Raw genomic sequence first — 19,372 nt, 5'->3', positions numbered from 1 at the left:
ACTTATATTATACCAACCTTAAACTAGTTTAGTTTTATGAAACCACCTATGATTATAATTGTAATACTTTGTCTGGTCATAACTATTGGCGTTTTAATATACTTTTTTAATCCTAAAGCTATTATTTTAAGACGATTAAAAACATTACCTTTTAGTAAAATAGGAAGTCTACAAAACAACAAATTTGCTAAAATTGAAGGTACAGCTTTAAATATTGATGCACCTTTAATTGCGCCATTAAGCAAACGTGAATGTGTGTTTTATAAAATTACTATTCAGAAAAAAGTAAGCAATGGAAAGAGCTCGCATTGGAAAACGGTTGTTAATGAAGTTAAAATTCAAGATTTTTTTATCGAGCAATCAGGCGAACGTCTAATTGTTTTTCCTACTAGTTATAAAGATTACTTAGTAATAGACAGTAAAGCAAATAGTGGTACTTTTAATGATCCTTCACCTAAATTTAAATCCCTTTTAGAATCTTACAACATTGAAACAGAAGGCATCTTTGGCATGAATAAATCATTGCGTTATACAGAAGCTATTGTAGAAGTTGGTGAACGCATAACGGTTGCTGGACTAGTTAAGTGGAGTAAACTTGAAAATCCTGTTACTGGTTACAACTATAGTCGTATTGCGTCGTTGACATCTAAAGACAAAAACAAAATTATAATTACAGATAGTCCAGATGCTTTAAGAGCTAAACATGGACGTGTTTAATGTTATTTCCAGTTATGACCTTTTAATTGCATGGCTGCTTTAAGGATATCTTTTTGACTGATTTGACCGACTAATTTTCCGTCTTTAACTATTGGAAATCGTCTACGTTTAGAGTCTAAAAACTTTTTGGCTGCATCAAATACATCAAGATTACCATCAATAGTTTCAACATTTTTAACCATGTGTTTTTCTACACTGTTATTGTCTGATGGCATATTATAATATCGGCTTTCGCTAATTTGTTTAATGCAATCACCTTCGGATATAATACCTATTAACTCGTTATTATCATTAACAACAGGTCCTCCTGATATTTTATTCTTAATTAAAGTATCAATAACCTCTTCTACACTTTGTGTCATTTTAAAAGTGATTAAATCTTTAGTCATATAATCACTGACTTTTAAAGATTGATTATTTACCACTTGTTGTTGTCCTTTTCTTGATCCTTCAAAACTTTTAATTCCCATAGTTGTTTGTTTTATCCATTTTAAAGTTACTGATTTTTAATTAGTTATCCTAAAAAAACTAATAACATCAGTATTAACACGATACTTATTCTTAATTAAAATTAGTATGATTTAATAAATAATAACTCACTTTTAACCTCAAATAAATGTGTCAATATTATTTCAAAATCGTGATTTTAAAAACGTATTTGAAACTAGAAAAACTACTGTTTCAGTAAATAATTAATTATTAATGTTTTAAGATTTTACACCAAAATATTTTTATAATTTTGATCCAATTAAAATCATAAAAATGAAAAACATATTTTACATACTTGTTTTAAGTATTAGCTTTAGTGCAGTTGCACAGGATAACGACGCTTTATCTTCTCACTACGAAGCCTATTACAAACAAATGAAAGCACAAGGTGATGTTCAAGGGATTATTAATGCATTAACACATTTAAATGTTTTAAAACCATCTGAAGCAAGAAAAGACACCTTAGCTTATATTTATCTTAACGATAGAAAGTTTACTCAAGCGCTTAATACTATTGGTGTCGAACAAAAGACTAACGACTCTGATATTGCCTTAGAGGTTAAAGCTGTTGCATTAAAAACTATTGGTAACATAAAAGCTGCGCTTCCATTTTATGTTGCACTTCATGATAAGTACCAAAATGCTCAAGTGGCTTATGAAATAGCTGAAATAAACTTAAATTTAACAAATCTTGCAGAAGCAAAAAAATATGTTGATTTAGGATTAAAAACAGTTAAAGATAATCAAGGAAAAACTTTTTACGAAACACAACAACCTTACAAAGTGCCTTTAAAAGCAGCTTTTTATTATGTGGACGCTTTAATTAAGTTTAATGAAAATAAAGAAACCAATAAAGCTGCTGCAGTTTTAATTTTAGATAAAGCATTAGCTATAGAGCCTCAATTTAACATGGCTTTAATTGCTAAAAACGCATTGTCACAACCTGTAGAATCTAGCGAAACTAAAAATTAAACATTAGCTTGAAGTATAAAAAAAGCCTTCCAAATTGGAAGGCTTTTTTTAAGGTCAGTAAAACTTATAATTATTTGACTATTATAAATTCACTACGTCTGTTTAATTGGTGTTCTGACTCGCTACACTTTACACCATCACTACATCTGTTTCGTAACTGAGTTTCTCCATATCCTTCACCTGTTAATCTTGATCTGCTAATACCTCCTACATTTACTAAATAGTCTATTGTTGCTTTTGCACGTCTGTTTGATAAATCTATATTATAAGCACTAGTATTACGACTATCTGTGTGTGAACGTACATCTATGTTAACTTTTGAATACACATTCATAAAATCTATAACTTTTCGTAACTCAACCTCTGCATCTTTTCGGATAAACGATTTATCTAAATCAAAGTAAATAATATTTATTCCTAATAAAGGAGCAATATCTGTTCCTAATGGAGCTGGTATATCCTCTGATGGACGCATTAGTAATGTTCGCTCTACAGCACCTGTTCTACTTGGAGTATTAAATACCTTCTCTGCTGGTGAATAACTCGTTTTTGTCGATCTTATAGAATAGATTTTACTACAATCTAAATCAAACTCAAAACGACCATCTGCTCCCGATAACTTCTCTGCTATAACTTTGTTGTCTTCATCTAATAAATACACGGTAGCTTCTGCAATTGGTGCATCGCTATTTTTTTCTAACACAATACCTGTTATAGCCTGTTGACATCGACTTATTAATGGCTTATACATCTTAAAACTATAGATGTCATCATCTCCTACTCCACCTTCTCTATTTGAAGCAAAATAACCTAATCCTGTTTTACTATCCATTATAAAAGTAAAATCATCTTCAGTTCCATTTATTGGGCGTCCTAAATTAAATACGTCTCCTAATGTTTCGTCTTCATTAAATTCTGACACAAATACATCTAATCCTCCTAAACCTACATGTCCATCTGAAGAAAAGTATAACTTATTATCCTCACTTACAAACGGAAAAGTTTCTCTTCCTTCTGTATTTATAATATCACCTAAGCTTTCTATTGGTCCAAATACACTATCTTTTATGGTTACTTTGTACAAATCTGACAACCCTTTTGTTCCTGGCATATCACTTGCAAAATACAAGGTTTTCTCATCAGGACTAAGTGCTGGATGTGCTACTGAGTATTGATCACTATTAAAAGGTAATTCCTCTACATCCCAATTTGTACTACCTCTATCTATTCTTGTTGCTCTGTATAACTTTAATCGGTTTGTACCTTGATCATCTTGCTTATAATCTTCATTTGTATAATTGTTTCGGGTAAAATACATCGTTAATGCATCTTTTGTGAAGATAGCGGTAGACTCGTGATAAATTGAATTAATTTTACTACTAAACTTTGAGCTACTTGGCTTTAAAACCTCTATACTGTTTAGTTTATAAAGTTCTAAAAATGGTTGGTCATTCCAATCGTGAACACGCTTAGTTGCTCCGCGTTCTTCTCTGTTTGATGAGTAAATTAAACTTCCTTGGTAATATGAAGGTGCAAAATCTGACAATACAGAGTTAAATGGCACATTAACTATCTCAAATCTTCCGGATTGCATCTCTATTTCCTCTAAGTAATTTCTTTCGTTGATAAACAAATTAGCTCTATAATCAGCGCCTTTACTTTTATAAAACTGCTCCATTATTTCATCAGATGCTAAATAACGTTTATCACTCTTTAAAGATAATGCATAGCGATACATATATTCCGGCTGAATGCTATCTGCTGAGTAAAATAACTGACCATACCACTTTGAAGCATTTTTATAGTCGGCATTAAAATAATAAGAATCTCCTAATTTTTTTAATAACTCATCCGATTTATAGCCATTATTAGCTGCTTTTAAATAAGAGTCTCTAGCTTCTATAAATGCAAGATTCTCGAACTTTTTATTTCCTTCTTTTTCTGCCTTTTTCTCTTGGGCTTTTAAAACATTTATTGAAAGAAAAAATAAGCTAAGACTTATTGTAATTATTTTTTTCATGTTAATTAGTTTTTTTGAATTAGAAGAATCTTGGAGAGATCATACGGTTATTTCTTTTAAATAATTCGAATCTCAAAAACACCTCATAAGAACCATCATTATATTGTTTTAATTCTGTTGTCTCACGGTCATAAGCAACTCCTAACATTATCTGATCAGAAACCTGAAATCCTGCCATAGCACTTAATGCTGCACTCCAACGGTAGGCAGCTCCTAATGTTAACTTCTCTTTTATTAAAAAATTAGCAGATAAATCTACTTGTAGTGGTGCTCCGTCTACAAACTTAACTAGTGTTGAAGGTTTAAACTTTAAGTCTGGATTTAAATCGTAAGTACGTCCTGCCATAATGTAAAAATTAACACGCTCTGTAGCTGTTGCAAAAGAATTGTTATTTGCTGCATTCTCATCAAAATGTTCTGTCTCTAATATATTTGGTGCACTCAAGCCTAAATAAAACTTGTCTGTATAATAGTAAACGCCTAAACCAAATTGTGGTGAAAACTTATTATCTATATTAATCTCTGACTCTGAATCACCAGGATTAAAGGCTCCTGTGTTTAATTTATTTGTATCTATATTTAAAAAGTGACCTCCACCTTTTATTCCTAGAGCTAATTTAGAATCATCTCCTAAATTTAAGGTATAACTAAATGATAAATCTATATATGTCTCGCTGGTTATAAATATCTCGTCTTGTGTAATATTAAGTCCAAGACCTACTTTTTCTCCTACAGGTGAATGTAATGAAGCAGTAAACGTATCAGGTGCACCGTCTAATCCTACCCATTGCGTTCTATACAAACCAATAAAACTTAATACATCTCTTGATCCTGCATACGCTGGATTTACACTTAAAGTGTTATACATGTATTGAGTATATTGGGCATCTTGTTGACCATAACTTCGATTAGAATAAAATCCTAAACCTAGTAAGGTTAAAATAATTATGAAATAGTTTTTCATTTGTGTATGAATTTTAATCAGTAACTCTTTCGAGTTACTGATATTAGATAATTTATTTTCTATTAATGTATAATGGTCCTGCTTTTTCTATTGACTCTCCTAAATTATTTACATAAATCAATACGTAATAATATGTTCCTACTGGAAGTTTTTCATCTTTCTTAATCGTTACTCTTCCTTCTGAAGTTCCTCTAAAGAATCTTCCTTCAGATCCATATCCATCTACATCGTAAACTTTAACTCCCCAACGGTTATAAATTTTTAATGTATTAGTTGGGTATTGTTCTATACCACTAATTACGAACACATCGTTAAGTCCATCTCCATTTGGCGTCATAATATCAAAAACGTTAATACCATTTGGATTTGAAGGTTCACCATTATTACACTCCGTATAATCTGGTATTCCATTATCATTACTATCTTCTAATTCATCTCCGTTTACAAAACCGTCACCTTCTCCATCACAATCACAATCTGCATTTAACCAATTATCTGTGACAATAGAAATATCTTGACTATTATAATCATAATCACATGCATTTGCTGGATCTGTACCATCTTCAATTTCTTGACCATTATTTACTCCATCTCCATCACAATCAGTATTTTCCCATTCTTCTGTATAATCTGAAGTTTGACTGCTAACATTAAAATCGCAGATATCAAACGGATTAGTACCGTCTAAAATCTCATCTCCATTTGTAACACCATCTCCATCACAATCAGAATCATTAAATATTGAACTTGTTGTCACTACTTGACTGGATACAATTAAACTACATGGATCTAATGGGTTTGTTCCATCTATAACTTCATCTATATTAACCACTCCGTCTCCATCACAGTCTAAGTTATCCCATTCGGTTGATGGTGTTTCTGTTTGATTTTCTAATACAAAATCACAAGCATCATTAGGATTAGTTCCATTATCTATTTCATCTCCATTTATAACCCCATCTCCATCACAATCTAAATCATCAAAATTCATTGTAATTATGGCAATATTTTGACTATCTGGATCAAAATCACATGGATCCAATGGATCTGTTCCATCTAATATTTCTTGATTGTTTATAACTCCATCACCATCACAATCAAGCATATTCCAAGTTGTAGATGTCATAACTGTTTGGTTATCTAAAATAAAATCACATGGGTCGTTTATATCTGTACCATCTAATAATTCATCCTCATTAGTTACACCATCACCATCACAATCAGCTACTAACCAATCTCCTGAAGTTGATACTGTTTGACTAGTTACTACAAAATCACATGGATCATTTGGATTAGTACCATCTATTATTTCGGTACCATTTATAACACCATCACCATCACAGTCGGAATTATTCCATAAAGATGTAACTATACTTAAATCTTGACTAGTAACTATATAATCACAAGAATCTTGTGGATTTGTACCGTCTAGGATCTCATCACCATTTGTGACACCATCACCATCACAATCTATTAGCAACCATATAGTACTTACATTATCAATATCTTGTAATGAAGTTACATAATCACAAGAATCATTTGGATCTGTACCACTTATAATCTCATCACCATTTGTGACACCGTCACCATCACAATCTGCATCTAACCAATCTCCATCTTGACTCTCTGTTATATCTCCTATGTTAAAATCACATGGATCGTTTGGATCTGTGCCGTTTGCAATTTCATCTGCATCTGTAACTCCGTCGCCATCACAATCTACTGTACTAGTGACCGCTACTGTAATGTCTGCTACATTATAATCACATGGATCGTTTGGATCTGTGCCGTCTGCTGTTGTTGGGTCTCCATCTGGTCCGTTTATCTCATCTGTATCTGTAACGCCATCGCCATCACAATCTACTGTACTGCTAACTGGTACTGTAATGTCGCCTACATTATAATCACAGGAATCCGTTGGATTTGTTCCACTTGAAATTTCATCTGCATCCGTAACGCCATCGCCATCACAATCTACTGTGCTGGTAACTGCTACTGTGATGTCTGCTACGTTGTAATCACATGGATCGTTTGGATCTGTGCCGTTTGCAATCTCGTCTGCGTCTGTAACGCCGTCGCCATCACAATCTACTGTGCTAGTAACTGCTACTGTGATGTCTGCCTCGTTATAATCACATGGATCGGTTGGATCTGTGCCGTTTGCGATTTCATCTGCGTCTGTAACTCCATCGCCATCACAATCTACTGTACTAGTGACTGCTACTGTGATGTCTGATACATTATAATCACATGGATCGGTTGGATCCGTTCCGTCTGCTGTTGTTGGGTCTCCATCTGGTCCGTTTATCTCATCTGCGTCTGTAACGCCATCGCCATCACAATCTACTGTACTAGTGACTGGTACTGTAATGTCGCCTACATTATAATCACAGGCGTCCGTTGGATCTGTTCCACTTGAGATTTCATCTGCATCTGTAACGCCATCACCATCACAATCTACTGTGCTGGTAACTGCTACTGTGATGTCTGCTACGTTGTAATCACATGAATCAGTTGGATCTGTGCCGTTTGCAATCTCGTCTGCGTCTGTAACGCCGTCGCCATCACAATCAACTGTACTAGTAACTGCTACTGTGATGTCTGCCTCGTTATAATCACATGGATCGTTTGGATCTGTGCCGTTTGCAATTTCATCTGCGTCTGTAACGCCATCGCCATCACAATCTACTGTACTAGTGACTGCTACTGTGATGTCTGCTACATTATAATCACATGGATCGTTTGGATCCGTTCCGTCTGCTGTTGTTGGGTCTCCATCTGGTCCGTTTATCTCATCTGCGTCTGTAACGCCATCGCCATCACAATCTACTGTACTAGTGACTGGTACTGTAATGTCGCCTACATTATAATCACAGGCGTCCGTTGGATCTGTTCCACTTGAGATTTCATCTGCATCCGTAACACCATCGCCATCACAATCGACTGTGCTGGTGACTGCTACTGTGATGTCTGCTACGTTGTAATCACATGGATCGGTTGGATCTGTGCCGTTTGCAATCTCGTCTGCGTCTGTAACGCCGTCGCCATCACAATCTACTATGCTAGTAACTGCTACTGTGATGTCTGATACATTATAATCACATGGATCGTTTGGATCTGTGCCGTTTGCAATTTCATCTGCATCTATAACTCCGTCGCCATCACAATCTGCTCCGCTGGTTATTGCTACAGTTACACTTGAAACATCATAATCACATGGATCGGTTGGATCCGTTCCGTCTGATGTTGTTGGGTCTCCATCTGGTCCGTTTATCTCATCTGCGTCTGTAACGCCATCGCCATCACAATCTACTGTACTAGTGACTGGTACTGTAATGTCGCCTACATTATAATCACAGGCATCCGTTGGATCTGTTCCACTTGAGATTTCATCTGCATCTGTAACGCCATCACCATCACAATCTACTGTGCTGGTAACTGCTACTGTGATATCTGCTACGTTGTAATCACATGGATCGTTTGGATCTGTGCCGTTTGCAATCTCGTCTGCGTCTGTAACGCCGTCCCCATCACAATCTACTGTACTAGTAACTGCTACTGTGATGTCTGCCTCGTTATAATCACATGGATCGTTTGGATCTGTGCCGTTTGCGATTTCATCTGCGTCTGTAACGCCATCGCCATCACAATCTACTGTACTAGTGACTGCTACTGTGATGTCTGATACATTATAATCACATGGATCGTTTGGATCCGTTCCGTCTGATGTTGTTGGGTCTCCATCTGGTCCGTTTATCTCATCTGCGTCTGTAACGCCATCGCCATCACAATCTACTGTACTAGTGACTGGTACTGTAATGTCGCCTACATTATAATCACAGGCATCCGTTGGATCTGTTCCACTTGAGATTTCATCTGCATCTGTAACGCCATCACCATCACAATCTACTGTGCTGGTAACTGCTACTGTGATGTCTGCTACGTTGTAATCACATGGATCGTTTGGATCTGTGCCGTTTGCAATCTCGTCTGCGTCTGTAACGCCGTCGCCATCACAATCTACTGTGCTAGTAACTGCTACTGTGATGTCTGCCTCGTTATAATCACATGGATCGGTTGGATCTGTGCCGTTTGCGATTTCATCTGCGTCTGTAACTCCATCGCCATCACAATCTACTGTACTAGTGACTGCTACTGTGATGTCTGATACATTATAATCACATGGATCGGTTGGATCCGTTCCGTCTGCTGTTGTTGGGTCTCCATCTGGTCCGTTTATCTCATCTGCGTCTGTAACGCCATCGCCATCACAATCTACTGTACTAGTGACTGGTACTGTAATGTCGCCTACATTATAATCACAGGCGTCCGTTGGATCTGTTCCACTTGAGATTTCATCTGCATCCGTAACACCATCGCCATCACAATCGACTGTGCTGGTGACTGCTACTGTGATGTCTGCTACGTTGTAATCACATGGATCGGTTGGATCTGTGCCGTTTGCAATCTCGTCTGCGTCTGTAACGCCGTCGCCATCACAATCTACTATGCTAGTAACTGCTACTGTGATGTCTGATACATTATAATCACATGGATCGTTTGGATCTGTGCCGTTTGCAATTTCATCTGCGTCTGTAACGCCATCGCCATCACAATCTGCTCCGCTGGTTATTGCTACAGTTACACTTGAAACATCATAATCACATGGATCGGTTGGATCCGTTCCGTCTGATGTTGTTGGGTCTCCATCTGGTCCGTTTATCTCATCTGCGTCTGTAACGCCATCGCCATCACAATCTACTGTACTAGTGACTGGTACTGTAATGTCGCCTACATTATAATCACAGGCATTCGTTGGATCTGTTCCACTTGAGATTTCATCTGCATCTGTAACGCCATCACCATCACAATCGACTGTGCTGGTAACTGCTACTGTGATGTCTGCTACGTTGTAATCACATGGATCGTTTGGATCTGTGCCGTTTGCAATCTCGTCTGCGTCTGTAACGCCGTCCCCATCACAATCAACTGTACTAGTAACTGCTACTGTGATGTCTGCCTCGTTATAATCACATGGATCGTTTGGATCTGTGCCGTTTGCGATTTCATCTGCGTCTGTAACTCCATCGCCATCACAATCTGCTCCGCTGGTTATTGCTACAGTTACACTTGAAACATCATAATCACATGGATCGGTTGGATCCGTTCCGTCTGCTGTTGTTGGGTCTCCATCTGGTCCGTTTATCTCATCTGCGTCTGTAACGCCATCGCCATCACAATCTACTGTACTAGTGACTGGTACTGTAATGTCGCCTACATTATAATCACAGGCGTCCGTTGGATCTGTTCCACTTGAGATTTCATCTGCATCCGTAACACCATCGCCATCACAATCGACTGTGCTGGTAACTGCTACTGTGATGTCTGCTACGTTGTAATCACATGGATCGTTTGGATCTGTGCCGTTTGCAATCTCGTCTGCGTCTGTAACGCCGTCGCCATCACAATCTACTGTGCTAGTAACTGCTACTGTGATGTCTGCCTCGTTATAATCACATGGATCGGTTGGATCTGTGCCGTTTGCGATTTCATCTGCGTCTGTAACTCCATCGCCATCACAATCTACTGTACTAGTGACTGCTACTGTGATGTCTGATACATTATAATCACATGGATCGGTTGGATCCGTTCCGTCTGCTGTTGTTGGGTCTCCATCTGGTCCGTTTATCTCATCTGCGTCTGTAACGCCATCGCCATCACAATCTACTGTACTAGTGACTGGTACTGTAATGTCGCCTACATTATAATCACAGGCGTCCGTTGGATCTGTTCCACTTGAGATTTCATCTGCATCCGTAACACCATCGCCATCACAATCGACTGTGCTGGTGACTGCTACTGTGATGTCTGCTACGTTGTAATCACATGGATCAGTTGGATCTGTGCCGTTTGCAATCTCGTCTGCGTCTGTAACGCCGTCCCCATCACAATCAACTGTACTAGTAACTGCTACTGTGATGTCTGATACATTATAATCACATGGATCGTTTGGATCTGTGCCGTTTGCAATTTCATCTGCATCTATAACTCCGTCGTCATCACAATCTGCTCCGCTGGTTATTGCTACAGTTACACTTGAAACATCATAATCACATGGATCGTTTGGATCCGTTCCGTCTGCTGTTGTTGGGTCTCCATCTGGTCCGTTTATCTCATCTGCGTCTGTAACGCCATCGCCATCACAATCTACTGTACTAGTGACTGGTACTGTAATGTCGCCTACATTATAATCACAGGCATCCGTTGGATCTGTTCCACTTGAGATTTCATCTGCATCTGTAACGCCATCACCATCACAATCTACTGTGCTGGTAACTGCTACTGTAATGTCTGCTACGTTGTAATCACATGGATCGTTTGGATCTGTGCCGTTTGCAATCTCGTCTGCGTCTGTAACGCCATCCCCATCACAATCTACTGTACTGGTTACTGTTACTGTGATGTCTGCCTCGTTATAATCACATGGATCGTTTGGATCTGTGCCGTTTGCGATTTCATCTGCATTTGTTACACCATCGCCATCACAATCGGCCGCTAGATAATCTCCACTTGGAGCTACACTAACATCTGAAGCATTAAAATCACATGGGTCTGTTGGATCGGTGTTATCAGGTCCTGCTGTACCATCCATATCCGGATCTACTTCTGTACCATTGATCACACCATCACCATCACAATCTGCTAAATACCAATCGCTACTCGTAGCTGTTAAATCTACATTTGGTAAATCTCCTCCTTCACATGGATCTGTTGGATCTGTTCCGTTTGAAATTTCATCGCCATTACTTTCTCCGTCTCCATCACAATCTGCAGCTAAATAATCTCCACTTGGTGTTAAACTCACATTAAACGCATCAAAATCACATGGATCTGTTGGGTCTGTGCCGTTTGCGATTTCATCTGCATTTGTTACACCATCGCCATCACAATCGGCCGCTAGATAATCTCCACTTGGAGCTACGCTAACATCTGAAGCATTAAAATCACATGGGTCTGTTGGATCTGTATTACCAGGTCCTGCTGTACCATCCATATCCGGATCTACTTCTGTACCATTGATCACACCATCACCATCACAATCTGCTAAATACCAATCGCTACTCGTAGCTGTTAAATCTACATTTGGTAAATCTCCTCCTCCACATGGATCTGTTGGATCTGTTCCGTTTGAAATTTCATCGCCATTACTTTCTCCGTCTCCATCACAATCTGCAGCTAAATAATCTCCACTTGGTGTTAAACTCACATTAAACGCATCAAAATCACATGGATCTGTTGGGTCTGTGCCATCTGCAATTTCATCTCCATTTGTTACACCATCGCCATCACAATCGGCCGCTAGATAATCTCCACTTGGAGCTACACTAACATCTGAAGCATTAAAATCACATGGGTCTGTTGGATCGGTGTTATCAGGTCCTGCTGTACCATCCATATCCGGATCTACTTCTGTACCATTGATCACACCATCACCATCACAATCTGCTAAATACCAATCGCTACTCGTAGCTGTTAAATCTACATTTGGTAAATCTCCTCCTTCACATGGATCTGTTGGATCTGTTCCGTTTGAAATTTCATCACCATTACTCTCTCCATCTCCATCACAATCTGAGGAAGCCCAAACAGCATATGCATCTTGCTCTTCTTTTGTTCCGCCAGAACCAGGGTCTACTTGCGCAGTTGGATTAGTCACACTACATGGATCTGTTGGATCTGTATTATTATTACATTCGGTTAAATTATTTTCTCCATCTCCATCACAATCTAGTAATCCAACTGGATTAGTAGGATCTGATGCTAAAATTGCACAAACATCTTGAGTTCCATTCAAAATATCCGCACAATTAAGATTAATAACTGTAAGCACTGCACATTCTGTTGTAGTGTAACAATTATTATCTGGATGTGTAATTACTAAACAATATTGATTACCATCAAGTGAATTATCTGCTATTATCGATAAAGTTTCTGTATCAGTTCCTGAATACGTTATATCATCAGTTAAAATTGAACCACCAGTTGCTGGGTCATTTAAATACCATTGATATGTTGTAGCACCAGAGACATCCATCATACTTGTACCTGAATAATCTGGAGTTGTACTTGGTGCAAAACCGGTATAATCTGTTGTACTAGTTGCTGAAACAGTTGCTGAGAATGAAACTGTAGCACCACTATTAGCCGTTTGGTTGGATGGAGAATCATCTACAACTACTTGCGTTGCAATTATCTCTTGACCCGTAATACCATTATATCCTCCAGTTATATCTCCACTTCCTGGGGTTATTACTTGACCGTTACTGTCTATTACTGTTGCTGTGTCTCCTAGAACTCCATCATTATCATTATCAGTTCCACCTGATTCTAAAACATCACTACATCCATCATTATCACTATCTAAATCTAATGCATCAATAATACCATCATTATCAGTATCAGGGCAGTTTACTATTCTAGCACGTAAAACACCATTTCTACTATTAACAGCTCCTATTGAACCAAATACACCGTGTCTCAAAATAGTACTTGTAAAAACAGGATACTCAATTGCTATAGAATAATCTACATTTGATCCTCCGTTATTTCCGCCATTAGCTAAATCTGCCATACCATAAACAATGGAACCATCTGAAAGTGAATATGTAGTTAACTCATCACCAACACTTACAAGTATACCTCCACCAGATCTAAATCCTCCAATATCTGTGAAATTTGGAACACTAGTTCCTCCATCTAAATCAAAAATCTGTAGACGAACATTTTCAATTGTTTCAACAATTCCTTGAGGAGTTAATGCATCTACACTACCTTGTTGAACAAAGGACAGCTCTATCTCAAAATTTTCTCGATCATTTGGAACCCCATTTACAATACCGTAAGAATTAGAATTAAAAGCAACCGTACCTGCCATAACACCTGATGCAGCATCAGTATTTTTAGAAATAATCTCTGCTCTAAGATCAAAAACAGAAGTAACAGATTCTACATAAAAATCTGGTTTAATCAACACATCTCCTACATTTAAATCACTTATCACACCTGTAATAGCAACCCAATCACTTCCTGCATCTGTATCTAAATCGATTACAATACATTCATTCTCATCTAAAATCCCATCATTATCATTGTCTAAATCACAAATATCACTTATACCGTCACCATCTGTATCAGGATTACCTGAAGCAATTGAGTCACATGGATCAATTGGAACTAACACTGTTAAGGTTGCACATTGTACCTCTTCAAAACACACATAATCTGAATGTGTAATCATTACACAATATTGCTTACCATTATCTGCTAAAGTTGGACTAAAAGTTAAAGTTGAATTTGTTTCACCAGTAAGAATAGTTCCTCCTGATAAAGGATCGCCTTCATACCATTGGTAATTAGCAACTGCTCCTACTGAACCGGAATCATAATCAGGCTGTGTGCTAGGTGCAAATCCTGTATATACTGTTGTGTTTGTTGTTGTAACTATTGCTTCAAAAGTTACAGAATTACCTTCGGTAACAGTTTGATCTGACGGTGGTGAATCCACAACTACCTGTGTGGCTTCATACTCTGAACCATTTGCTCCATCGTATCCACCGGTTACGTCTCCACTTCCTGGCGTTATAACCTGACCATTACTGTCGACTACTGTTGCTGTATCTCCTAAAACGCCATCATTATCATTATCAGTTCCTCCTGATTCTAACACATCATTACACCCGTCATTATCACTATCTAAGTCTAAATGGTCAGGTGTTCCATCGTTATCTGAATCATTTTCTATACAATAAGAAAATTCATAAAATTGCATGGTAACATTTCCCGCATTACTATCTTCTTTACCTGCGACAATAGTTAATTTATCAACAGGACCATTAATATTTACCAAAACTGAATTATTAGGGGCATTAGCCCCAGCTTCACTACTTGTAACACTTTGTCCTTGAATTACTATTCCAGTATCAATAGCATTTATTACAGTGAGACTAATTGGTACTTCTACACCATTATACTCTGCTATAAAGTCAACACGATCACTATTATCCAAACCACCCCATTTGAATTCTACGTTATACATAGGACTTAAAACAGACTCTAAAGTATACAATGCAACATCTATTGAGCCTGCATCTTCTGGATAACTAGTCGTTTCAGGAAAACTAGTCCCACTTGGTTGAAAATTAATATATGTTCCTGAAACACCTCCATTATTTGCTGTTCCTACTCCCGAACTCCAATTTGCATTATTTAATAATTCATAAGTTAAATTAACACTTACTCCATCAAACATATACAAACCTGATTCACTTCCCGGATTACTAACATTATCATTTGGGAATGTTACACCTATATCAATAAACCCTGAAGCTGTAGCAGGACAGTTTAATTCGACTTCATCCAGAACACCATCATTATCATCATCTAAGTCACAAGTATCACTTATACCATCACCATCTGTATCAAGATTACCTGAAGCAATTGGATCACATGGATCAATTGGTGCTACCACTGTTAAAATTGCACATTGCATCTCTTCAAAACACACATTGTCTGAATGAGTAATCATTACACAATATTGCTTACCATTATCAGTCAATGTTGGACTAAAAGTTAAAGTTGAATTTGTTTCACCTGTAAGAATAGTTCCTCCCGATAAAGGATCGCCTTCATACCACTGATAATTTGCTGCTGCTCCTGCTGAACCAGAAGCATAATCAGGTTGTGTACTTGGTGCAAATCCTGAATATACTGTTGTGTTTGTTGTTGTAACTAATGCTTCAAAAGTTACAAAATCACCCTCAGTAACAGTTTGATCTGATGGAGGTGAATCTACAATTATCTGTGTTGCTTCATACTCTGAACCATTTGCCCCATCATATCCACCGGTTACATCTCCACTTCCTGGTGTTATAACCTGACCATTACTGTCAACTACTGTTGTTGTGTCTCCTAAAATACCATCATTATCATTATCGGTTCCTCCTGATTCTAACACATCATTACAACCATCATTATCACTATCTAAGTCCTGATAATCTGGAACTTCATCTAAATCTGTATCTTTAAAACAAGAACCAATTCTAAAATTTGTATTTGCACTTCCCGTTGATGGAGAAATTGCACCATAAGAAGTTATAGATACCTCCACTTTTATTCTATCAATTTCAATTGGCAAACTTAAAACAAGTATGTTATCATCAGGATTAATGTTTCCTGTCGAAGAAGAAGTTGAATTATTTCCATTTTGAAACGCCGAAAATGTGTTTTCTGATTGATTAATATTTACCCCTATTTGACTTACATGATAAGCTACTTCATTTGCACCATTATAAAAATTAACAGTTACAGTCTCTCCTATGTTTGCAGCGTTATTTTGATCAAAATCTGTAAAAATAAGATACAAATCTCTACTATTAGGAGAAATCGATATATCCCAAGTCACAAATTCATTAAAATCATTATAAGTATTAGAAACTTCGAACGCATCTGAATCTGAAACAGCATGTGAATTATTGATAGCAAATAAATCTGTGAAGGTTGGAGTTACAGAAATCCCTCTACTTGAATCTGTAAATGTCGTACCTGATGGAAAATTATTATCGCCTGATAAACCAAATCTTAATCGATCACAATCTTCTTCTTCACTATCCAGAACACCATCATTATCATCATCTAAATCACAGATATCACTTACTCCATCACCATCAGAATCTGTATTACCAGAAGCGATTGGGTCACATGGATCTGCGATAGATGTATCTAAAGTTACAGACTGTGTGTCTGTTGCAGGATTTCCTCCAAAATCTGTTACGTCAGCTGTAACAGTAATAGGTCCATCTGTTAGACTTGATATATCAGCATCAGTAGCAGTCCACATTCCTCCAGTAACAGTTGCTGTTGTTACAATAGTGTTAGAACCATCTGAAAGAGAAACTGTAACTACTTGTCCGTCTTCAACATCTGTAGTCGTTCCTGAAATTGTTACATCATCAGCTTCACCAGAATCAACAATATTATCACTTTCAATTGGTGTTGAAATAGTAATTGTAGGTGCTGTTTTATCACCATTGATATCAATTATTAAATCTGCAGCACTTGAATTACTTCCATCTGTTAATAAATAATTGAATGTTTCGGTTAAAGAATCACCTGTTAATAAACCTGCTACCGCAGGATTACTTGTATCAGGTGTATAAACATATGAACCATCCGGATTAACCACAATTGTACCATACATACCAACAAAACTTGACCCAACAGACACAGGATTTCCGTCAATTTCTAAAACTATAATATTATTAGCTACACCTTGCCAGTAAATATCTGATACACCTGCAATTTGACCTCCTTGATCAGGGTTAGTAGCATTTGGCCCATAATTATAACTTAACCTTAACTGATTTATTGGCTCTTCAAAAAGCACATTTACATTACCAGTTGCATCGCTTTCTATAGCGCTACCTGTACCGTAAAATGTATTGCTTCCAGCATCTACAACTCCACCTGTAGTAACATACGTAAAATTTGAATCTACACCATCAAGCGATCCATTATTGTAATCTGATCTTGCCAAACAGGTGCTTGAGAAAAGTCTATATCAACAACTAAAAAACCTAAATTAAAAACAGGCTCATCAAAATCTATGATTAATTCTGTATCACTTGATGGATTAGTTGATGCATCTATAGAGTATAATAAATAACCTAAATGACCTCCATTAGTACCCGTTTGAAACACTGTTTGGTTTTGATTAGCCACCCCTATATTGGATGGATCGGTTGAAGTAAAGTCAAGAGTAACACCATCTACAATTTTTGTTTCACCATCAACCGGACCTGATAGACCTCCACCAGTATTAAATTCCGTTTCCCAAACAAGAGTAGATAAGCCTCTATCAATAAAATCTGCACCACTAGGTCCTATATCTGTTATTACGTTACCTGAAACATCAGTTTCTGTAACTGCAGTTATAGAAGTATTATTATCTAATGCCACCGGAGCCTCATCTACACCATTAATAGTAATGGTTAGAATACCATAATCTATAATATCTGCGTTATCTTTTACAGTATATGAAACAATATCATTTAAAGATTCGCCATTTTTTAAACCAATTACAGACGAGCTAGTCTCATCTACATCATAAGAATAGGAACCATTTGATTGCATCGTGATAGCACCATATAATGTTGGGTATGAAACACCTACTTGACCTGGATACACATCTACCTCTGAGACAGTAATAGTATTTCCAGAATCATTTGTTAACACATTACCCGTTATGGTTCCAGCGTTATTTGCTGAAACACTGTTGGTTTCATCAACCACATTTGGTCCGTTTGCATATACCCTAATAATATTTTGGGCGCTTGCAGATGCTAAGTTAGGATCTGTTACTTCTATATTTACAATTCTAATACCAGGAGATGGTGTATTGGTTGCATTTCTGTAGTATAACGTATTTAAAAAGTCTAAAAAGTCACTATTTGAAATTGGATTACCTGATAACTCAGTAATTGTGAATGTGGTAAAGTTTTGAACTACTCTAATGGTTATAGAATTAACAGAAAAATCGTTTGTAGATGATGCTGTATCAAAATTAAATTGAAAGGGACCATTCGTTGAATATAAAAATTCTGTCGGATCAATTTCACCCGAAAAACTAATAACAGCTGACAAAACACTACTTGTATCTGATGACAATGTAGGCACAACTGCTAATGGAGATACGTTTCCTGTCGTAGGAGCAAATTGAACCACATTATCTACACCTGCATCTATAGAATCTAAATCCAATACAGGATTAGCAAAATATTTAGTAATGGAATTATTTTCGCTATTTGAATTAGCAATGTATGGCATAATAAATATTGCAATAGCAAAAATTTTAAAAGACCATTTTTTATTTATTAAAACAGAGTAAATGAATTGTTGAAATACATTACTAACCGCTTTTAAAAATTTACTAGAATTAATTTTATTGACTTTATCATAATTTAAAAATGAAGATTTTTTTAAAATCGAAAAAAATGTAATTACATCCATATAAATAGTTGTTTTTATTTCACCTAAATTTTTAATTCAAAAAGCATAATTACAAAACATGTTTTTAATTAGCTGAAATTTAAACAACTAAACAAAAACACATACTCTTAAAATATACTTAACAAATTGTTGAAAAAAGTTAAGAA

7 protein-coding genes are annotated in these 19,372 nt (G+C 36.8%); 2 read left to right on the top strand and 5 right to left on the bottom strand.

The features are described 5' to 3' along the window. The first annotated feature begins 36 nt into the window (after positions 1 to 36). The gene (locus AC0L4B_RS04795; RefSeq protein ID WP_473438784.1) at positions 37 to 717 is read left to right on the top strand and encodes a hypothetical protein; all 681 of its coding nucleotides are present in this window, start codon (positions 37 to 39) and stop codon (positions 715 to 717) included. Positions 718 to 719: 2 nt separating this feature from the next. Here the strand turns inward: AC0L4B_RS04795 and AC0L4B_RS04790 are convergent, their stop codons facing one another. Then, positions 720 to 1,187 (bottom strand): CBS domain-containing protein, encoded by a 468-nt coding sequence (locus AC0L4B_RS04790; RefSeq protein ID WP_473438783.1) that lies wholly within the window; start codon positions 1,185 to 1,187, stop codon positions 720 to 722. Positions 1,188 to 1,479: 292 nt separating this feature from the next. Between AC0L4B_RS04790 and AC0L4B_RS04785 the strand changes: the two genes are divergently transcribed. Beyond that, complete coding sequence (locus AC0L4B_RS04785) at positions 1,480 to 2,178, top strand: hypothetical protein (protein WP_473438782.1); 699 nt, start codon at positions 1,480 to 1,482, stop codon at positions 2,176 to 2,178. Positions 2,179 to 2,248: 70 nt separating this feature from the next. Here AC0L4B_RS04785 and AC0L4B_RS04780 read toward each other — a convergent pair whose 3' ends face one another. Genes AC0L4B_RS04780 through AC0L4B_RS04765 form a run of 4 tightly spaced genes read right to left on the bottom strand, consistent with a single transcriptional unit; the run spans position 2,249 to position 19,226 of the window. Next, on the bottom strand, positions 2,249 to 4,198 hold the full coding sequence (locus tag AC0L4B_RS04780) for an OmpA family protein (protein ID WP_473438781.1): 1,950 nt from the start codon (positions 4,196 to 4,198) through the stop codon (positions 2,249 to 2,251). A gap of 19 nt (positions 4,199 to 4,217) precedes the next feature. Next, entirely contained in the window at positions 4,218 to 5,162 is a 945-nt protein-coding gene (locus tag AC0L4B_RS04775) for a PorP/SprF family type IX secretion system membrane protein (protein WP_473438780.1), read from the bottom strand. Positions 5,163 to 5,214: 52 nt separating this feature from the next. Further along, positions 5,215 to 17,754 (bottom strand): T9SS type B sorting domain-containing protein, encoded by a 12,540-nt coding sequence (locus tag AC0L4B_RS04770; RefSeq protein WP_473438779.1) that lies wholly within the window; start codon positions 17,752 to 17,754, stop codon positions 5,215 to 5,217. Continuing rightward, the gene (locus AC0L4B_RS04765) at positions 17,712 to 19,226 is read right to left on the bottom strand and encodes a VCBS domain-containing protein (RefSeq protein WP_473438778.1); all 1,515 of its coding nucleotides are present in this window, start codon (positions 19,224 to 19,226) and stop codon (positions 17,712 to 17,714) included. The genes AC0L4B_RS04770 and AC0L4B_RS04765 overlap by 43 nt, the downstream gene beginning before the upstream one ends. Positions 19,227 to 19,372 lie beyond the last annotated feature (146 nt).

The organism is Olleya sp. NP1-10 (assembly GCF_055804415.1).
Note: the sequence above shows the minus strand (reverse complement) of the source record. Positions and strands in the feature narration are given on the sequence as shown.